We start from the raw sequence: 14,925 nt of genomic DNA, 5'->3' as shown, positions 1-14,925 counted from the left end.
TATCGGTCAGATTCATTTTGCCCATGACCTGCATCTGAACACACTTGGGGTGCCAATTCAATGATGCAATGCACTAGGCGACTGCAAACACGCGGCGTTCGTCGAGAGGCGAGCGACGAACGAAGAAGCGACGCACAGTAATAGGAAGTACCTAGTTCTCGGCGTGCTTTGACGGATACACGCGGCACGGCAAACCTTGGCATAATCAGAGCGACACATGCTCCCGCTCGCTCATGCCCTCATCGACTCGCCGTCGCACGAAGCGAAAACCGTCACGCGGCACGCTGGCGCGCTACCGCGATCGCATTGTAGAGATCTTGGGCGACGCGCGCGGTCAGCGCGTCATGATCCGCTCGATTCATCCCGATGGGCGCGAGCGTCTGACGGCCGTCAAGCTAGCTAATTTACTTCCCCTTGACAGCCAGTTGTTCTGATTTGGGGGCGCTCACGCTCCTAAATTGAATCCTCCAGACGCATTGAGCACGTCCTTGAAGGGCCGCACCGGCGGAAAACTGACGGTCTTCGCGGCGGCGGTCTCGCCGGCCTCGCCGGTGTGAGCGTTATGGCCAGTGCGCGCCGGATGCGCGCCCGGTCGAAGCTGTCCTATCCCAACGGTTGCACCGCGCGCCCGCACGCGTCTCTTTCGTGACCAAAAATCCTGCTCGTGGCCCGGATCGGAGCTGCTTTCTCGCGGCTTGCCGCAACCGAGCAAAACTTTTCGGCGGCCGCTTATGAAATTCGCGTCACTGCCGATATGTAGGCATGGAACGCCACCTTCACCCTCCCTCGGCCGCTTATGAATTGTTGCTGATCGACGCGGACCTTGAGCACCTGCACCGCGCGATCGCATTGGAAGTCGCCGCCGCGCGCCCAGTCCTGCCACTCACTTACTGGCGACGTCGTGTCACTCAAATTATCGAAACGCGGCATCTTCTACCCGCGCAGTTGGCCGTCGCGTGCGCATTGATGGACTTAATCGAGTCGACCAGCACTAGCAACCCATTGCTCGCTAAGGCCAGTTGATTCGCACACTCGTGCCCGCTCGATAAAGCGACAGCGCGATGGTGGGGGAGCAAGCAAACTGCACGGAAGTGAATGACCGATCGTTCGGTCCCGTATTGGACGCGTCCGGTGAGTTCCGGGAACAAACGCGACTGAGGCCTGGGACGCAAGAGCCTTAGGCGATGCGCCCTGCGACGTCGGCTGTAAATACGCAATGAGCATCTTGACTTGCATCTCAGTCACTGCCGCGATGACCGATGGTTCGCTGTAGTCACGCCCGACGAACGCTTTCAGGGTGAAGCGATTGGACACGAGGTAATAACCCATGGCGGCCAGCGTGACGTAGAAATCCAGCGCGTCCACATCGGCGCGGAACTCCCCCGCGGCTGCTCCGCGCGTCAACGTCGCGCGCAACAAGTCGATCACGGGCGAAAGGGCCTCGGTCAGCTTTGGCGACCGCTCGAGGTACCGCCCTTCATGCAGGTTTTCGTTGTTGATAAGATTCAACCACTTCGGATTCGCCCTGAAGTAACCCCAGATGGAAAGCGCAAGCGTTCTGATTGCGGCTGCAGGCTGCAGGCCTGCAAGGTCGAGGCTGACCTCATGACGCGCAAATTCTGCGTACATCGCCTCGAGGACTGCAACGTACAGGCCCTCCTTGCTTTGAAAGTAGTAATAGAGCATCCGCTCGTTGGTGTCCGCGGCCGTTGCGATCGCGTCGACGCGGGCTCCCGAAAGTCCATACGTTGAAAACTGGTGTGTCGCTGCCTCCAGGATGCGCCGACGTGTGCCCTCGGGGTCTCGCCTAATTCTCGGCTCGTTCATTCTCGTCGCCTCCCGCGATGCAGCTTACAACGGGATTATGCGCGCGGCGTGCCTAAAGGTCGCGACATGCCGATCCCGGCGCGCAGCGATCCGGGTCGAATCTCCAGTTCGGGGCCAGACCCGACGCGCAATGCGCCAAGCCATCCGTAGTGGCAGGCATGCATTAGTGGCCCGATCGCGGCCGAAAACCGGTTCGGCAAGCTGCGCGGGAAGTGCGGCCTTAAAACTGGCGACGTCTAGCTTATGTTCAAGCGTGATAAGTCGTATTATCACGCTTGCGTTTAATGGATAAAATCCGGGGGGAGGGCGTCTACGTCCCGTCCAGACGGGCCCCTAGCCACCATAAACGCCGCCAACATGGCCAACAAGCCGCAGACCGTCACCAAAAGCCGCGCCGCGTACACGCGCAATCACTTCGCCGCGCTCCGTGCGTACGTGCAGCGGATTCCCGCGTCGACGATCATGCGGCTGTATTTTTCCGAGGACGACGATGGGAACGAAGCGACGCCGGGCTGGGTCGAGTCGTTCCTGCGGCGGATGCAAGCGGAGTTGGTTGAGCTGGCGCTCGAGCACGGCTCGTCGGTATTAGCCGACCACCTCAAGTCATCGGCCAGAGCCCACGGCAGCGCCCGACTGACGGCGTTGACGCTCAAGATGGTCGAGCAGGCGGCGCTGTTGGCCGTCGCCAAGCCCGAGCCGACGCACAGCGTCGGCATGTGGTTCCGGCCGCTGGTCGCCCGACGGCTGAAAGACGCGGGCATTGGCACGCTGGCCGAGCTGGTGGACTTCTGTAACCGCAGAGGCGGGAGTTGGTGGCGCGCAGTTCCGCGCATTGGGCCCGGGCGCGCACAGCGGGTTGTGTCGTGGCTACGTCAGAACGAGGACGCGATCGGCGCCCACGTCGGCACAGACGTGTCGCTCGACGATCCATTGTCCGCACCGGAAAGCAAACTCGTCACGATCGATACGGATTCGGGCGTTTTCGTACCACTGGAGCGTGTGCGGCTGCCGAGCGAACTGTCGGGCGCCGGCGGCCTGAACCGACACGCGAGCTTCCCGTACATCTTGGCGCACAACGACCTCGAGGCGATCCGCGCCTACCTGCACCGCTACCGCGAGCAGCCCAAGACCCTGCGCGCTTACACGAAGGAGCTGGAGCGGTTCCTGTTGTGGACTGTAACCATCAGGCGCAAACCGCTCAGTTCCCTGCTGGCCGACGATTGCGAGGCCTACCGCGACTTCCTTAAAGCGCCCTCGCCGGCTTTCGTTGGTCCGCGCCAGTCACGGGCGAGCGGGCGCTGGCGGCCGTTTGCGACGAGCGAACTGAGTCCTGAAAGTCAGCGGTATGGGGTACGCGCGCTGCGGGCGGCGTTCGCGTGGCTGGTCGACGTCCGCTATTTGGCAGGCAACCCTTGGAGGGCCGTATCCGACCCCGTTGTTATTGAACGAGAAAATGTTCTCAAAGTCGAACGCGCCCTGCCCGCCGAGCTTTGGGCGCGTATGCGTGGTTATATCGACAGCCAATGCAAGCCCGACACGGCGACCCATTGGCGATCGGTGCGCGTCGCGCTCCTCCTAGCTGCCGACTCTGGTCTTCGCCGTGAAGAACTAGCGGGCGCGCGCAGGGAACGAATGTCGCCGACCACCTACGGGGACGGCGACGATATCTTGTGGCAGTTGTCGGTCATCGGTAAGCGGAACAAAGAACGAACCGTGCCGGTCAGTCCCGCCACCATCGAAGCGCTGGCGGCACACTGGCGCGATCGCGGCGAGCATTTCGAGAGCGCAAGCGCCGGGCCCCTGCTCGCGCCGATTTTCATCCCACCAACCGCGCAAGCCCAAAGGAAGCACGCCGACGGGAAGCCGCTGGGCTATCACGTGAACACCGTCAACTTACTGATGGAGTGGGCCAGGAAGCGGATCATCAAAGGGATGCCATATCTAAGCACCGACGATATGAAGCTGCTGGCGGGCACGTCGACGCACTCGTTTCGCCATACCTTCGGCACGCACGCTGCGGCCGAAGAAGTCCCACTCGATGTGGTGCAAAAGATTCTCGGACATGCGTCGCTGCAAACGACGTCTATTTACGTTCAAGCGGAGAAGCAGCGCATGCTTCAGCAGGCGGCGGCGTTCTATCGGCGCCCGGAAGACAAATCCGGCCCCTGACCTCACGCGACCTACGGTCGTAGGCCGCGCTCCATGCGCTCTGGGGAATGACGGGAGCGGCTAGAGTACGAGCGCCGACGCGCCTATTATGGTTGTAGAGAGTTGATAGGTACGACGATTGCAAATTGACGAGCGTCTTATTCTCCAAAATCCTGCCCCTCGGACATGGAATTAGCCCGCCCAGTGAGCGGGCTTTTTTCTGCCGGCGCGATGCGGCCCGGCCTAGGCGTTTGTCGAGTCTATCTTCGGAGGTCGTCGTTTTTTGGCACCCTCCCCAGCATCATGATAATAGTTGATAATCGCTGCATTATTAACGCTCTACTCGGAGGGCGAACCCATGATTAGCGCAGACCTTGGACAGCAGCTTGAGGGGTACATTACGAAGCTGGTCGAATCAGGACGCTACGGCTCGAAAAGCGAAGTGCTCCGCGAAGGCGTGCGACTGATTCAAGATCGCGAGACGCAGCTTGCCGCGCTGGATGCCGTGATCGAGCGAGGCATCGCCGATTCAGACGCAGGTCGAGGAAAACGCGCCGAAGAAGTGTTTGACCGGCTGGAAGCCAAGTATCAGGCGATGGCGAACCGCAAGGCATGATCGTTCGTATCCTGCCTGGCGCCGAGGCCGAGCTTGAGGCCATCGGCGACTACATTGCCCGCGACAATCCACGCCGTGCCTTGAGGTTCGTTCGCGAGTTGCGTGACAAGTGCATGAGCCTCGCAGACATGCCCCTCGCCTACCCGCTCGTGCCTCGCTACGAAGATCGCGGCGTGCGACATCGCGTTCACGGCAGCTATCAGATTTTCTATCGTGTTACTGCGCAGCCCGAGCGCATCGACGTCATTCATGTGCTGCATAGCGCCCGAGACATCGCCGCGATCCTTTTCCCCTAGACACCCACGAAGAAGCAGAGATCGCAAAAAAGCCCAGGACCTTTCTGGTGCTGGGCAAGCCATCGGCTATGCCGGTGGCGGAGGTGCTAATAAGCAAACTGGCCGTCTGCGGTATCCCGGCAGCGGCCAGTTCTCTAGTACCTAGCGCGAGCTACTTGGCTCGCTCGGTCGATTAGTGACCGAAATAAACGGGAGCGATGCTATTGCCGGTGTGAGCCAAGCCGCCCGATGCCGATGCAGTGTCGGCGACGCCACCGTAGCTATTCTGGCCGTTCTGTGCGGCGATCTTGGCTTCGGCAGCTTGGATCTGCGCCGGGTACGTCGTGCGATCCATGCTCGGGTTATATCCGGCATCCCGGAGCTGGACCAGTTCCGCCTTTACCTGCGCGCGAGTCACCGGTTGGCTTTGAGCGAACGAGGAAGCTGCAGGAATAGCGAGTGCAGCGGCGACGATAAGAGTTGCGAGTTTCATGATGCTTACCTCCAAATCTTTGTTCTTCGCAAACAGCCCTGTTTGCGTTTCAGTGATCTCAGTATAGGTAAGCGTCCGCTTAAGATTAATGAGCGATCGAACAACAAATCGTTGCTGTATACGGGATAACCCTTACTCTCGACCTCACCGGTTCGCTCGCACGCATCTACAGTTTCACCGGTGAAACTGGGTGGGGTTGCCGCGCTCCGCTAGCATGTTTTTTCGTTGTTCAGTAAGAGGCGCAGCTTTTCTAGCGCAACGAGTTGACCATGCCCCTCCTCTCGCCAGCACTTCTCGATTACCTGCTGAAGCGGGTAGGCATCGTCGACAACTCCGCGGAAGCGCTGTACCTCTAAGACGAGTCGCTGCACGTCGGGATCCCGTGCCCTGTACCTGGACCAGAGCAACCTGAGTTCGTGGTAGCTGACCGGCAGGAAACTAGGAAGCGGCATGAGGATCTTCTAGTACTGTATAGATATACAGTACTCTAACCCCTTTTGGCTGCTTGCTCCATATTCTTTCGGCGCTTCGTAGTCACCAGTTTTAGGCGGACAGGTGAAATTCAGTATATCGACTTTAGCTGCCAGGCCGCGCTGTATTCACTGCTTCTGTCCTGCGGTCCAACGAGCGACTGTCGTCTTCGAAACTGCCAAATCCACGGCGATTTCGCGAAGCGACCTTCCAGCTGCGGTCATACGTCTGGCAATGGCGCGCTTGTCTGCGCTGTCACCCCACCGTGCTTTGACGCGAGTGGGATCAGAATCGGCATTGCGCTTGAACCGTACGTTCATCATCGCCACCTGGACCAGCGCTGCAATCTCATTGGTACCAGTCATCAGCTCTTCGGTCTCGTCTAGCGGGACCTTGAACTCAAAGACCATTGCAGTCTTGTCGCGGCGAACTGCCAATTCCACCCCCTGTTCGGGCCGCACTAGCAACAGCTCCGCCAAAATCTGGTCGGTTGTTCTACGGCGAGGTGCGCCCAAGATCTTTTTCGCACGCGCCGTCAACTCGCTTTCGCCGATTGCGTTTCGCATTTTCACGAGGATAGCGCCAAGGTCATATGTGAGGCGCCTGAGCTCAAAGAGCTGTAACACCTCGGTCGGAAGCTCTGAGATTGCAATCGCTTTTGCAAGCCGCGTCCGGTCCCACGCCGGAGAAGCGGCGACGGCAGTAACCATCGAGGTCCATCGTCCTTCCTCAATTCCTCGCTGGTATTCGGCCGCTAGTGTCAACGGCGCGATCGCACGCACGATTCGTTTCGGTGGCCGCGCATCCCTACCGTCAAGAAGATCGATGATCTCGGTCCAGTGCCGTCCTAGCGGATCAATTTCGGTCGCACGCTGACAGAGGACGTCGGGCCCGTGTTTCCAAACCAGTCCTGCCAGGTCTCTAGCCGTCTCATGCCATATCCCGGCCGTTCCAAACAATGCCAATACCGGCGGCGGCAGCTTCGAGACAGTAATGGCGCGGTTTAGTGCTCTGTAAGTCACCTTAGGAGTGAATCGGGCGAATGCAACGACCGCTCCCCGTTGAGTTGTCCATGAAGTGCCAAGGCCCGAATGGTAGAGCTCAGCTAGTGCGAGAGGATCGCGAGAAATCGGCGTGCCAGCGAGTGCGGTCATTTGTGTCCTTGTCCCATTGCCCGCGGCGATTATCCGATCTAGCAGCGCTGCGCAAAGCGGCGAAAGGCGGCAACTAAGGTGTTCTTTTCGGCCTATGTGTACATCGAATGGGGTCCGTCCTACCGCCCAGAATCTTGCGTTTCTTCAATCACGCATCGGCCGCGTCGGCTTTGCTGCCGCCCCCGTCGTGAGCACTCAGCGTTTAGTTGGCGAGCGGACTGTTTGGATGTCTACCTCTGCTGGCGGTGAGGGGGAAGCCGCCTCATCGTCGGGCGGCTTCCACGCCTTTTCACACCTCAAATCATTACACCGAGGCCTCGCCGTCAAGTTCGCGGGTCCAACTTTCGATAAGCTGTTTCATGCGCTCAGCTAGCATCTGTTGAGATTCGCCATCGACGCCTTGGAGACTAAGTTCCGTCCTTCCGTCGGCGAACAACTTCAATTCGCCAAGAGGACCACCATCACGCCGCTTGAACTGAACTCGCGATTGGTAATGAACACGCCTCGAACCTACCCGGCGCGTCGGTGCTTCTGCGGAAGCAGCTTGTTCAAGCCGTCTCACGCTCGCCCGGCCTTCCAGAATCTCTTGAAGCCAATGTTCGGCTACGGCCTGCCCTCCTCGCTCGAGAATGAGCTTGAGGTTGTACGCATGGGCAAGACCGACAGTATGCGAAGACTGAGCCATCCGGCTTAAGAACGAGGGAGGTAGGCTGTTAAGAAGTATCACCTTGTTTACGTGTGTCGGCGCTTCATTCACGGCCGCGGCAAGCTCTGAGTAATCTCGGTAAATGCCTTGTTCGAGAAGGCGGCTCCACGCAATTGCGTCGTCGAAAACCGTTTGCGCGTCGCGCTCTTTGTTCGCCTTGTATGCTCGAAGATAAAGTGCCTTGTTTTCCAGGCGCTCTTCGTGGAACTCTGCGTCGATGTATTCTGCGCCGCGTGTTTTTGCTGCGCGTACCCGCCGTTCGCCGTCGATGATCACCCATTTTCCGGGATACTCCGAAAGCCGAGTTACCTTAATGGGCTCAAGTTGTCCGTCTACTTCTAGGCTCCTAGCCAAGCCATCAATCGTCTCTGCGCTATAAAAAGTTCGAGGGTTGTAGGGGTTCGAAACCGTATCTGCGATTTTGATTTTTTGCCTTGGGACTCTTGTCGCCACGTCATCGCCGTGAAACGGCGGCACACCGACAACCGTTGCTGCCTCCCTCAGCGCAGTCTCGGCGACTGCGTTCTTCTGCAGGCGCGCCTCCGCAGATTGACGTTCCAAAGCCATGCCGGCCCTTACCCGGCTAGTTAGGTTTAACTTAGCCATGCGACACCTCTGCAGCCTCTTCCTCGCTATTCAACAACTCCACGAGTTCGTCGAAGAGAGCGTTGATCTCCTCTTTGGCCGGCTTCACGCCGCGAATTCCGCGGACATCAAAAACCGTTCGTCCTAGTGCCGCCGCCTGCGGATAGACCTCTCGCTGCCGTACAGCGGTTCGTAGGAGCAACACATTGCTTTCCCGTAACACCTCGCTCATCTGCTTATGTAGAACAGTTTTTGAATTTGCTTTGCTCACCAAAATTGCAAATTTACCGGCTTTGTTATGGAGCCGTGTCCGCTCAATCAGTGCCATCATCCCTTCGCTACTCCAAAGGTCGAGAGGCGACGCATTGGTCGGAACTATGGTTGCATCGGCAACTGCTAGGACGCGACCGGTTGTTAAGTCGTCAATGTTCGGGGGACAGTCGACAAGAACGACGTCGTAGTCGTCCGCCAATCGCCCGATCTCGTTGCCGATGTTCTTTTCAAGTTTGCGGACCGCCCCGACGCGGAAAGGAAGCGGCTTTTCAGGATCTGCAGTTGCAGCCCAACTCATGCACGACTGCTGTCCATCCGCGTCGGCAACGAACACCCGATAGCCCGAGGCGGAAAAGGCTCCAGCTAGGTTCATCGTTGTTGTCGTTTTTCCTACCCCGCCCTTTTGATTCGCGACTGCGATTACGAGTCCCATCATCGGCTCCGGAATATGTTTAAGAAACTTTTCATGCGATTCTACAAGCGAGCGCGGTCAGAATCTAGAAATTACTTTAGGTTAGAGCCCCGTCTTGTGCGCTTTGTGCGAAATTGGCACTACCACGTGGTAGTGCTCGATCGAACCAAACCATTGGCAACATGCCCTTGCCGTATCGCGAGTTCATCAGTATCCACTACGCCGCCGCGCAAGGGCGGTGGGCACCTAGTCGCTTTACCGTCTGCCAAGTGGTACGCGCCGGTGCCGCCCGTGGACTCACGACGACCGATATTCATCTTATGAATTTGTGCGCGCCGCACTTCATATGGAATCGCACTGCGTTGCGGTGCTCACCCCGCACTACCACGTGGTAAAACACAGTCGCCCAATCGCTGCGGTTGGGGTTCACACTACCGCGAGGTAAGCAATCAGGCGCCGGCGGCGACGTTGCCCGTGCCGCACTACCACGTGGTAGCCACGCAGACTTCATGCGCGACGTTCGCGCGCCGCACTACCACGTGGTAGCCCGCATACCCCATGGGCGACGGTTCGCGTGCCGCACTACCACGTGGTAGCCACGCAGACTCCATGGCGACGGTTCGCGTGCCGCACTACCACGTGGTAGCCTCGCAGAATCCATGGGCGACGGTTCGCGTGCCGCACTACCACGTGGTAGCCTCGCAGAGTCCATGCGCGTGCCTACCACGCGGTAGGCAGGCGGGCTCCCATGGCGACTGCTCGCGCCGCGGTCGCTGGTGGCTACATTGCCGCCATTGCCCCGAAGGCTTTGAGCTGTACCGACCTTAGACGTTACTACCGCGAAGATGGGGGCGAGGGGGCTTCCAGACGAAGAGAGGAGGCGGCCGCGCTCTCGTCGCTATACACGTGCGCACTCGAGAACTTTTGGAAAATCGCGAACGAATATTGGGTGAGCGGCGGATCCGTGATCGTGAGAGAGACGCTGTGTGGAGCTTGACGCGTCTCCGCTTGTCACGAGCAAACAGACATGGATCCCGGGCTTAGAAAGTCTGAAAAAATTATGGTTTTAGAGAAATTCAAATTACTGATAACCGATTAAGATAATCGACAAAGCTCGCCCTTGCCAGTGGGTGGGTGACGTCAGGCCTGCTTCCGGGCGAGAGTTTTCGAGCTTGTCGGAAATGCTTTCCTTCCGGCGAGCTCAGGAAGCCGTCCCACAGTTCCTGGCGGCTGCCTTCCGAAAGTTGCGCCCAATACTCATCCATCCGATTGCTTTTATCCTTCCGGGCGGCGGTCCGACGCCGCTCCAGCTCCCGCTCACGGCGTTGATTATCTTCTAACAGGGCCGCCTGCTGCCGCTTCTCTCGGAACAGTGAGAGTTCGGCCTTCTCCGAATTCGTTAGTAGATAACGGTCCTCTTCGTCTCGCAGGGCACTTCTAAACAAGGAGAACCAGTTCTTAACAGGGTTTTTTTGTCTGTTTAGAACGTAGCGATACAACAAGACATCAGCTATCGCTTCGATTCGTTCTATAGGGAAAGCTTCTGCGATCTCTTTGATCTGCTTCTGATTGAGACCGAATTCTTCCCGAAGTTCTTTGTACCGGCCCGGGTCAAGGTAGGCACTCTCAGACAATAGTTTGCTGTTGGGATTTTGAACTATGACGAAGTTAAGTGAAGTGACGAATCGCTTCTCCCGGCCATATCGCACAGAGGCGAAAATGTCGCCCAGCGACTCAAGCTCCACTAGTGCCGGTTGTATCACTCTCATACTCAGACGTTTGAACTCCGTATATTCCTCTGGGCCAACGCCCATTCGCTCTCTGAATTCGTCGAGCGTCATGTAACCCGTCTCTCCTCGCCACAGGTTTTCTCGCAACAACTCATATAGGTTCAGGGTGTATTTACTTTTGAATCGCGCATTCATCCTCATCGAGACGTGATGGTACCGATCCGGCGCGGCGTAGAGCCTGCATAGGAACGCCGGAATCTTGTAGTGCAGGGTCGTCCCTTCGATGAGAACATCCTGAATCATCTGCGTTGAGAACCATCGATTACCATCCGGAATCTGCATTAGCGCTTGCTGCATCTCTGACAGTGACGCTTTCAAGTATGCGTAGTCGTTCACGTTGTGATCCACTAACCACGATAGATAATCAAGTGAGACCGAGAAGACCTGCTGCGTCGACATTGTCGGGCGCGCGACGAAAATGAGAGCGTTATGCAACTTGCTCTGCAGAAGCTTTAGCGGGTTTATAAACCGTACTCGCTGGCTGACTTTTTTCAGAAGGAGTTCTTCTTTTACTTGGGTAACCGGAACCCCTTCCCTGAAAAGATCGAGACTCTGCTGATAATTCCTCTTGCCCTCTGATTCGTTGCTCAAATAAAGCCGCGCCATGTCCGTCGAAGATAGCCTCTCAAGAAGCGCAGCCTCGTCTTCTTCAGTGAGAACCTCCACGGCATCGCTGCCGAGCTCGGCGATTGACGCGGTTGTCGACTCCTCCCGTGTAGCAAGGTGGGAAGGGGCTAACGTCGCTGCAGCGACCGGGAGCAAGAGTTGGTTTTCGATTTTTCTGGTCCTGACGCCCATAGTCCCTCCAACGATGTAGGCGCTACTATGACCGGCTCCAAGCCCCATGTCAAAAAAAGGTATGTAGTCTTGTCGCTCCGGTCACTAATAAATGTAGTCCTGAGCGCAAGGTTGTGCGGGTATCGACGGTCGCAACGACCGGGCGTGCGCCCATAAAAGTAGTCTTGACGATGTTGCGGTACCACAACGCGCGACGGCCAAAGAAGAAACAGCCGTCAGAGAGCGGCGGAGCCCTCGGTTCCTTGACAGTGCGAGGCATTGAAAAGACGGACATGGTCCCATTTGGCACTCAACGCCGTACCGGGCCACCATGAAGACTACGTTTATTGGGCGCATTACCTGACTACGCTTTGGTAATCGGGGCTTGCAACTCGGCGGAACAGCCCGTATGCGTGCGGAAGGCCGCTAACCACGAGTCAAGACTACATCTATAGGAGCCTCGTGTGGAAAGGGCCCGATAAATGTAGTCTTTTCGGGGAATTTTGCGGACACGCGGTGCTAGCACCCCGAGACATGTAGTCCTGGAAGCATCGGCTAGGTTGGTTTGGTCGAGCGCCAGCAGGTTTCGAAGCCTCGACTTGTGCCTTCAATGGGATGGTGCCGATCTTTCCCGGGTCGATCTGATCTCTAAGTAAAAATCTAATCTGATCCGTTAACGTCACCTAACCCCTTGATCGCTAAGCTGATTTCGGCTCATAGAACTACGTTTTTAGTGGGGATAACCCCGAGAAGTGTAGTCTTTGCGGTTCAGGACTACTTTTATCGGGAGTCGCAAGACTACTTTTGTGGTGGTTTAGGGCTACGTATGTCGGTGAAAGACTACGCCTATAGGTGTAGTCCTCAGCAACGCTAGGCGTTGGTTCGGGGTTGTGATCTCCGCATCGATTGACGACAGCGCTTGTATGCGTCGGCGTTGGACCCCGCGAGCTTTTGCCCCTGAACAGGTGTTACGGCTTAGTCGCCCGCAATGGGTCGAAGTTGCGTTGATCGGCGCGTTCGGGTCCACATGCGATGGGTACTCTCGAGGGCTCACCGGCACGTAACCGCCGGACACACCCCGATCAACAACAGGTCCAAAGCGAGTTAGCAACCAGTCACGCAAGTGACTGCTCGATGCCTTGCTGCGCAGATAGACATTGATGTCGCCTTCGCCGGCCCAAAAGAGGGGTGACCTTCAAAAGAGAAAGACCAGACAGAACGGGTGCGGGCCTTGGCAGGGAAGTCGTTTGCCGGGCCTAATGGCGACATCTGGTGCGTCGAGGAGTACGGCGTGATGAGGATCGACGCCGCTGGGCGCAGGAGTTCTAGCCCATTTTGCAAGTGCGCGAGGTAATTTCGGCAATACTTGAGCACCGGATGCCTGCCGTGGAGCCGGCTGGACCCCGTGACGCTGACAAAAGCGATGGTGTTTTGCCTCAATCGCCCTCGCCACACGCGCGGGCACGCGAGGTCCTTGGCTCGCTGCGGCAAGGGCTCAAACAAGTCCGTGGATGATGAGAGACGCTCTCCGGAGAGCGTCCCACTGCGACCGGGCATTTGGTTAGTGCACTGAATTTAAAGGAAAAAAGGCTTGTTACAAAATGAGCCGGATATTCACACCCCCCTTAGTCGGCTCACTTTTCGTGTTGAAACGCTGCATCGCGGACGATTTGCGCGTTGCTCGCTCACATTTTTGAAGGTCAATTGTGCGCCAGACCACGGAAATGGCGCGCGAAATTAGCCTCCTTTCGAAAAAACACAGGACGCTCGTGCTGTTCCAATGGTGACCATTAATAAAGGGTTGCCATGCGTCTTTTCAAAAACAAGCGTCGGGCCGCGCTGTCTACAGCTCCTGGCATGTACGCGGAGGAAGATCCGAGCCAAGTCATCTTCGAGACAAGCACGAAGCTAAAGCTCGAAGCTAACCGCTGGATGCTGATTTCGTTCGGCCTTGCCGTGATTGCCGTAGGCGCGGTATGGACGCGGCAACCTCCGCCTTCCGTCACACGTGTCGTTGGCGTGTCTGCCGATACGGGCGGGCACCCGATCGTAACCGAGCTTGTCGCCTATAAGCCCGACTCGCAAGCTGTGAGAACGACGGTCAAGGAAATGGCCGTCCGCTGGTTCACGATCGAGCCGGTGCTGTCGGACCGTCTCGAGACTTCGCGCATGACCGCTAACATCAACTCGGTCAAGGCGCAAATGATCGGCGCAGCAGCCGGTCAGTTCCGCGACTGGTTGAAAGCCGACACACCGTTCCAGCAGATCACGGCAAACCCGAAACTGATCCGCGAAGTAGACGTGCGCAACATCGCCTTGCTTGAAGACTCGACGGTACTTGTCGAATTCACGACTACGACGTCGCAAGCTGGCGCCACGGGTAAGCCGGACGTGAAGTCATATGCGCTCACGCTGCGCTATCAAATCGTCGCGCCCACTGCTGAGCAGGCGCTGACGACGAATCCCTTCGGCATCTTCATTCCGTTCTTCCGCCTTGAGCGGACCGCATAACCATGACCGCAACCACTCTCATTAAACGGCCGGTCATCGGCATGTGCGTTCTCGCTGCGTGCGCAGCGTTCCTTGCTCAACCGGCTGTAGCTAAGAAAGCCGCAAGCGACTCGGCTTTTAATGCCGCGATGGTCGCGGGCGACCCCATGAGTCCGATCAATCCGTTCAACGGCGGCGCCGATCCTTTGACGATGCCGGGTGATGCACGCATCGGCGTCTTCCCGTACAGCCGCGACCAGATCTACCGCGTGCTGACCGCGCCGCTCAAGCTGACGACGATCGAACTTGAGAAGGGCGAGAAGCTGATTGCGGACCCCGCGATGGGCGACAGCGTCCAGTGGGAGATCGACGACGACAAGATGAACCACGTGTTCATCAAGCCGCACAAGGCGGATCTCGTCAACACGCTGCACCTGACGACGAATCTGCGCGAGTACGACTTCACGCTGATTGCGTCACCGGCGGGCGGCATGTTCTATCAGACGGTGCGCTTCCAATACCCGCGCGCGCCAATGGCCCGCGTCAGCGCACGCGATGACGCGACGGCGACTGGCGGCCGCGGTGGCGCGGACTCAGGAAGCATCGGCGTTGCGCCGGACAAGCTGAACTGGGACTACAGCGTGGATGGCCGCGCTGAGTTCACGCCGGAGACGGTCTTCGACGACGGACATGCGGTGTGGATGCGCATGCCGGCGAAGGCGCAGGAGTGGCCGGTTCCGTTCATTCTCGACCACGGCGATCGCGTCGTCGCAAACTTCATTCGCCGCGGAGACTTCCTCGTCCTGCAGCGTCTGGCTGACGAGATTGTCCTGCGTTCCGGCAAGGATGAGGTCACGGTGACGCGCGGCCGCCGCCGCCTTTTCGGGGTGTTTTGATCGTGGCGAAGA

11 protein-coding genes and 1 pseudogene are annotated in these 14,925 nt (G+C 58.0%); 5 read left to right on the top strand and 7 right to left on the bottom strand.

Going from position 1 to position 14,925, the window contains the following annotated elements; all coding sequences use genetic code 11:
• Positions 1 to 445 precede the first annotated feature (445 nt).
• Together NCR35_RS27970 and NCR35_RS27965 are read right to left on the bottom strand one after the other, a co-directional pair.
• Positions 446 to 850, bottom strand: a complete 405-nt coding sequence (locus NCR35_RS27970; protein WP_250537161.1) for an HU family DNA-binding protein — start codon at positions 848 to 850, stop codon at positions 446 to 448.
• Positions 851 to 1,206: 356 nt separating this feature from the next.
• A pseudogene (locus NCR35_RS27965) lies at positions 1,207 to 1,827 on the bottom strand (TetR/AcrR family transcriptional regulator); the annotation flags it as partial.
• 357 nt (positions 1,828 to 2,184) lie between these two features.
• On the opposite strand from NCR35_RS27965, the gene NCR35_RS27960 reads away from it, so the two are divergent.
• The 3 genes from NCR35_RS27960 to NCR35_RS27950 all read left to right on the top strand — a co-directional run bounded on the left by NCR35_RS27960 (position 2,185) and on the right by NCR35_RS27950 (position 4,887).
• Entirely contained in the window at positions 2,185 to 3,996 is a 1,812-nt protein-coding gene (locus NCR35_RS27960) for a site-specific integrase (RefSeq protein WP_250537160.1), read from the top strand.
• A gap of 337 nt (positions 3,997 to 4,333) precedes the next feature.
• Entirely contained in the window at positions 4,334 to 4,591 is a 258-nt protein-coding gene (locus NCR35_RS27955; protein ID WP_250537159.1) for a type II toxin-antitoxin system ParD family antitoxin, read from the top strand.
• On the top strand, positions 4,588 to 4,887 hold the full coding sequence (locus NCR35_RS27950; RefSeq protein WP_250537158.1) for a type II toxin-antitoxin system RelE/ParE family toxin: 300 nt from the start codon (positions 4,588 to 4,590) through the stop codon (positions 4,885 to 4,887). Before NCR35_RS27955 ends, NCR35_RS27950 begins: the two co-directional genes overlap by 4 nt.
• 172 nt (positions 4,888 to 5,059) lie before the next feature.
• On the opposite strand, the gene NCR35_RS27945 is transcribed toward NCR35_RS27950, so the two are convergent.
• The 5 genes from NCR35_RS27945 to NCR35_RS27925 form a co-directional block, all read right to left on the bottom strand.
• Entirely contained in the window at positions 5,060 to 5,359 is a 300-nt protein-coding gene (locus NCR35_RS27945) for a DUF4148 domain-containing protein (RefSeq protein ID WP_250537157.1), read from the bottom strand.
• Between the two features lie 599 nt (positions 5,360 to 5,958).
• Positions 5,959 to 6,984 (bottom strand): helix-turn-helix domain-containing protein, encoded by a 1,026-nt coding sequence (locus tag NCR35_RS27940; protein ID WP_250537156.1) that lies wholly within the window; start codon positions 6,982 to 6,984, stop codon positions 5,959 to 5,961.
• A gap of 304 nt (positions 6,985 to 7,288) precedes the next feature.
• Positions 7,289 to 8,296, bottom strand: coding sequence for a ParB/RepB/Spo0J family partition protein (locus tag NCR35_RS27935; RefSeq protein WP_250537155.1), 1,008 nt, complete (start codon positions 8,294 to 8,296; stop codon positions 7,289 to 7,291).
• Positions 8,289 to 8,984 (bottom strand): ParA family partition ATPase, encoded by a 696-nt coding sequence (gene parA, locus NCR35_RS27930; RefSeq protein WP_250537154.1) that lies wholly within the window; start codon positions 8,982 to 8,984, stop codon positions 8,289 to 8,291. Before parA ends, NCR35_RS27935 begins: the two co-directional genes overlap by 8 nt.
• Positions 8,985 to 10,036: 1,052 nt before the next feature.
• Positions 10,037 to 11,548, bottom strand: coding sequence for a replication initiation protein (locus tag NCR35_RS27925; protein ID WP_250537153.1), 1,512 nt, complete (start codon positions 11,546 to 11,548; stop codon positions 10,037 to 10,039).
• A gap of 1,785 nt (positions 11,549 to 13,333) precedes the next feature.
• Between NCR35_RS27925 and NCR35_RS27920 the strand changes: the two genes are divergently transcribed.
• Both NCR35_RS27920 and NCR35_RS27915 read left to right on the top strand, forming a co-directional pair.
• Complete coding sequence (locus NCR35_RS27920) at positions 13,334 to 14,038, top strand: VirB8 family type IV secretion system protein (protein WP_062607219.1); 705 nt, start codon at positions 13,334 to 13,336, stop codon at positions 14,036 to 14,038.
• Positions 14,039 to 14,040: 2 nt separating this feature from the next.
• Positions 14,041 to 14,913, top strand: coding sequence for a TrbG/VirB9 family P-type conjugative transfer protein (locus NCR35_RS27915; RefSeq protein ID WP_250537152.1), 873 nt, complete (start codon positions 14,041 to 14,043; stop codon positions 14,911 to 14,913).
• Positions 14,914 to 14,925 lie beyond the last annotated feature (12 nt).

This window comes from Caballeronia sp. AZ10_KS36 (assembly GCF_023631105.1).
In the GTDB taxonomy this organism is placed as follows: domain Bacteria; phylum Pseudomonadota; class Gammaproteobacteria; order Burkholderiales; family Burkholderiaceae; genus Caballeronia.
Note: the sequence above shows the minus strand (reverse complement) of the source record. Positions and strands in the feature narration are given on the sequence as shown.

Bases quoted from the DNA above. Each gene is read 5' to 3' on its own strand.
- NCR35_RS27970 (WP_250537161.1), bottom strand. From the start codon at position 850: ATGCGATCGCGCGGTGCAGGTGCTCAAGGTCCGCGTCGATCAGCAACA.
- NCR35_RS27960 (WP_250537160.1), top strand. From the start codon at position 2,185: ATGGCCAACAAGCCGCAGACCGTCACCAAAAGCCGCGCCGCGTACACG.
- NCR35_RS27955 (WP_250537159.1), top strand. From the start codon at position 4,334: ATGATTAGCGCAGACCTTGGACAGCAGCTTGAGGGGTACATTACGAAG.
- NCR35_RS27950 (WP_250537158.1), top strand. From the start codon at position 4,588: ATGATCGTTCGTATCCTGCCTGGCGCCGAGGCCGAGCTTGAGGCCATC.
- NCR35_RS27945 (WP_250537157.1), bottom strand. From the start codon at position 5,359: ATGAAACTCGCAACTCTTATCGTCGCCGCTGCACTCGCTATTCCTGCA.
- NCR35_RS27940 (WP_250537156.1), bottom strand. From the start codon at position 6,984: ATGACCGCACTCGCTGGCACGCCGATTTCTCGCGATCCTCTCGCACTA.
- NCR35_RS27935 (WP_250537155.1), bottom strand. From the start codon at position 8,296: ATGGCTAAGTTAAACCTAACTAGCCGGGTAAGGGCCGGCATGGCTTTG.
- parA (WP_250537154.1), bottom strand. From the start codon at position 8,984: ATGATGGGACTCGTAATCGCAGTCGCGAATCAAAAGGGCGGGGTAGGA.
- NCR35_RS27925 (WP_250537153.1), bottom strand. From the start codon at position 11,548: ATGGGCGTCAGGACCAGAAAAATCGAAAACCAACTCTTGCTCCCGGTC.
- NCR35_RS27920 (WP_062607219.1), top strand. From the start codon at position 13,334: ATGCGTCTTTTCAAAAACAAGCGTCGGGCCGCGCTGTCTACAGCTCCT.
- NCR35_RS27915 (WP_250537152.1), top strand. From the start codon at position 14,041: ATGACCGCAACCACTCTCATTAAACGGCCGGTCATCGGCATGTGCGTT.